Origin of the sequence: Rhodoferax sp. (assembly GCF_028715765.1) — a bacterium.
Lineage (GTDB): Bacteria > Pseudomonadota > Gammaproteobacteria > Burkholderiales > Burkholderiaceae_C > Rhodoferax.
The window spans coordinates 1-2,984 of the sequence record NZ_JAQURE010000102.1; the positions used below are offsets into that span (position 1 = coordinate 1).

3 protein-coding genes and 2 pseudogenes are annotated in these 2,984 nt (G+C 61.3%); 2 read left to right on the plus strand and 3 right to left on the minus strand.

Annotated elements, in window-relative coordinates:
- From PHT20_RS16505 to PHT20_RS16515, 3 genes and pseudogenes are all read right to left on the minus strand, one after another.
- Positions 1 to 217, minus strand: a pseudogene (locus PHT20_RS16505) (UDP-2,3-diacylglucosamine diphosphatase); the annotation flags it as partial.
- Positions 218 to 281: 64 nt separating this feature from the next.
- A complete protein-coding gene (locus PHT20_RS16510) occupies positions 282 to 1,073 on the minus strand; it encodes an alpha/beta hydrolase (RefSeq protein WP_301021389.1) in 792 nt (263 codons plus the stop codon).
- Positions 1,074 to 1,095: 22 nt separating this feature from the next.
- Complete coding sequence (locus tag PHT20_RS16515; protein WP_301021390.1) at positions 1,096 to 2,109, minus strand: M14 family zinc carboxypeptidase; 1,014 nt, start codon at positions 2,107 to 2,109, stop codon at positions 1,096 to 1,098.
- Between the two features lie 164 nt (positions 2,110 to 2,273).
- On the opposite strand from PHT20_RS16515, the gene PHT20_RS16520 reads away from it, so the two are divergent.
- Both PHT20_RS16520 and PHT20_RS16525 read left to right on the plus strand, forming a co-directional pair.
- Complete coding sequence (locus tag PHT20_RS16520) at positions 2,274 to 2,402, plus strand: hypothetical protein (protein ID WP_301021391.1); 129 nt, start codon at positions 2,274 to 2,276, stop codon at positions 2,400 to 2,402.
- Positions 2,399 to 2,984 (plus strand): annotated as a pseudogene (locus PHT20_RS16525) (hypothetical protein); the annotation flags it as partial. The gene PHT20_RS16520 and the pseudogene PHT20_RS16525, both read left to right, overlap by 4 nt.

Consider the following 2,984-nt stretch of genomic DNA (forward strand, 5'->3'; position numbering starts at 1 on the left):
GCAGCTGCCAGCCATCCACAATATCGCCCACCAAATACAGGCGCTGGCACGTATGAGCTTTCAAAAATGCCAGCAAAGCCTCAGCCTGACAGCCAGGGCTGCCCAGGTGCACGTCAGAGATGAACAGCGTGCGCCACTGTGGTGGCCTGGAGGCGGTTGCATTGCCTTGCCCAAATGGCAGCCCGCTCGAATGGATGGAATCAAACTGTGCTCGCATGGTTTCTCCAGTGGCCACAACAGAGTGGCCAGCCATCATCACCCCAAGCAATGACAAATATGTTTCAGGTGGATGACGCGCCTGTGACTTCAACCCAGCGCTGGATCTGCGCGATGACCCAGTCCGCATCGTCCAGTGGCAGGTCATGGCCTGCCTGTGCATGTTCAAACAAGGGCAATGTCCAAGCCCGTGCCAGCTGGCGTGAGCACACCACATTCACCAACGCATCTTGCGTGCTGGCCAGCAGCAGGGTGGGGCTGGCCGGGGCAGATGGGTTGGCCTTAAAGCGCGCCGCAGCCCACAGTTGGCGCAGCACATTGGCGCGCGTCACTGGGTGTGCGGCGCGCAGTGCCAGCCAGTCGCTCACCACCGCCTCAGGCGCCATTCGGCAGGTGAGCTGCCAGAGCGTGTGTTCAATGTCTTGCCCGCGCATGGATGGCAGCAGCAGACGCAACAAGCGGCCATAGTTTTGCGGCCGCAGGCGCTCGTGCAACACGTTAAACGGGCGCATGCTGGTGTTGATCCAGACCTGTGCTGCGACCTCTTGCGGATGTTGCTGTGACCAATGCGCCGCCGCCATGGCACCCATCGACAAGGCCAGCAGGTGGTAGGGCGGTGGCGCCTGCAGCTGCCGCAGTTGCGCCCGCAGCGCATGCACCAACCCCGCCACTTGGCAGGGGCTGCGTTGGGCGTACAACCTACCGCAGCCAGGTGCATCAAGCACCCACACCTGTGCGGGTGCCAGAGCGGCTTGCAACTGCAGCCCAAAAGCCCCCCAGTGACCACTTTCACGTGTCAAGCCGCGCAGCAACACCCAGTGTTGAGGGCGCTGGGTTGAAGGGGAAGCCGTGGTCATGGTGGGGCGAGTGGATGGGCGTTCAATACCAGGCCTGTAGCGCTTGGTCGTGCAGTGTGGCGCGTTGCACGGGCGTGGGCAGCCAGCGCTGGCAACTGCTGGTGGCGCGTGCCAGAAAGTCCAGCAGCGATTGGTGTTGGCGCAGCACGCGCTGCTGGCGGTGCTGGATCAGTGGGTTAAAAATGCCGTGGCGCGAGAACAACTGGCGTGGGTTCTTTTTCACCCACAGCCAAGAACCCATTTCCAGCGTCAGCGGCAAAAACACCTGTCCGGGGCGCTGCAAAGACTGCAGGTACAGGTGGTCCCAAACATCGCCATGCGCCAAATATTGCAGGCTTTGGGGCTCTATCACATAGCGGTGATAGCTGTGGGTTTGTTCAAAAATAGCTTTCAGAGCCTGCAGCTCGGCCAGGTGCGCCATGGGCTCGCGTTTGTGGGCAAACGGAAACCACAGCCGGTCGCGCGTGCCAAAGCCAGAATGACAGTCCACCGTCAAGGCAAATTGGCACTGCCCCAGCAGGTCATTGACCACGCCGCAGAGCGCCTGATTTTCCGGTTCCATGGGAGCGCCACTGAGGCCTTGATACCACGGCAAGTGGGGACTGATGCGCTGCCCACCCACCAAAAAAGGCACGGGGTCAAGCGCCTGCACCGGCGCATTGCGCATCAAGTCCACACCCTGGGGGTTGGCGCGGGTGCGCAGCGCCATACCCCCGGGGTTGACGATGGGCATGAACACCATGCGCACGTCGGCCAGCTGCTGGTGCAGCGTGCTGTCCCATTGCAAGCGCCGCACCAGCGTGTGCAGGTAAGCAATTACCACTTCAGTGCCAATGCGCTCCAAGCCATGCACGCCACCAAAATACCCAACCACCGGGGCGTTGGGGTGGCGGCTCCCCAGCTCAATGGCGTAAATGGGCAAACTCACCCCGCCCGCAAGCGCCACCCGCTGCACCACCCGGGTGTGCAAATGCGCCGCACCCAGCTCGATCACGCGTTCTAACGCAGCCAGTTCAGGACACAGGGTTCGGTACATCGGGTCTTTCAAGTCAGCCGTGCATGGGGTACATGTGGTTGAGCTTAGCGTGTGACGGTGTTGCTGGCTAGCACACCAGTAAAGACCGGTGCAGGGGTTGGCTTTGTCACAGGCTTGTCACTGACTGACCCTAAGCTGAAGCATTTCCAAGACTCATCTTGACCATGTTTCAAACCCATTTTTACCGCTGGCTGGCCATCCCTGTGTGCGTGTTGGCTGGGTTGATCGAAGTGTTTGCGCTGCAGCGTCGGCGTTTGAACGCACCGCGCAGTGACAAAGTTTGCCGCACATGAAAAAGGCCAACCCGCACACCGTGCCCATGCCTGATGTCGCACCCAAGCCTCCCGAGCAAGACCTTTGGAGCCACGTGCAGTGCACCGAGCTCATGGCACGGCTGCAGGCGCTGCGTCTGACGCTGCTGGCGCGTGAAACCGACATGCACGCCACATTGGCCAGCGTGCTGCCCGCCAATCGACCAAGCGCCTGCAATTTGATCCATTACGTGGGGCTGCGCAGTGTTGATGTGCGCCCGCTGCAAGACCAGTTGGCGAAGCTGGGGCTGTCTTTGTTGCGGTGCACCGAGTTGCATGTGCTGGCTCACTTGGACAAAGTGTTGGGGGTGCTGCACCGCTTGCTGCAAGAGCCCTGGCAAGACCCATCGGCACAGGCGCCCCTGGGTCAGGAAAGCAGCCAAGCCCATTTGCAACGCAATGCCTTGATGCTGCTGGGCAACAAGCCACTGCTGCGTGATACCCGCATCATGGTCACCCTGCCCACCGAAGCCGCAGACGACGTGGCTCTGGTGCGTGAGCTGGTTGAAGCTGGCATGGACATTGCGCGCATCAACTGCGCGCACGATGCCCCTGTGCAGTGGC

Excerpts from the sequence above, each read along its gene's own strand:
- PHT20_RS16510 (WP_301021389.1), bottom strand. The coding sequence starts at position 1,073 with ATGACCACGGCTTCCCCTTCAACCCAGCGCCCTCAACACTGGGTGTTG.
- PHT20_RS16515 (WP_301021390.1), bottom strand. The coding sequence starts at position 2,109 with ATGTACCGAACCCTGTGTCCTGAACTGGCTGCGTTAGAACGCGTGATC.
- PHT20_RS16520 (WP_301021391.1), top strand. The coding sequence starts at position 2,274 with ATGTTTCAAACCCATTTTTACCGCTGGCTGGCCATCCCTGTGTGCGTG.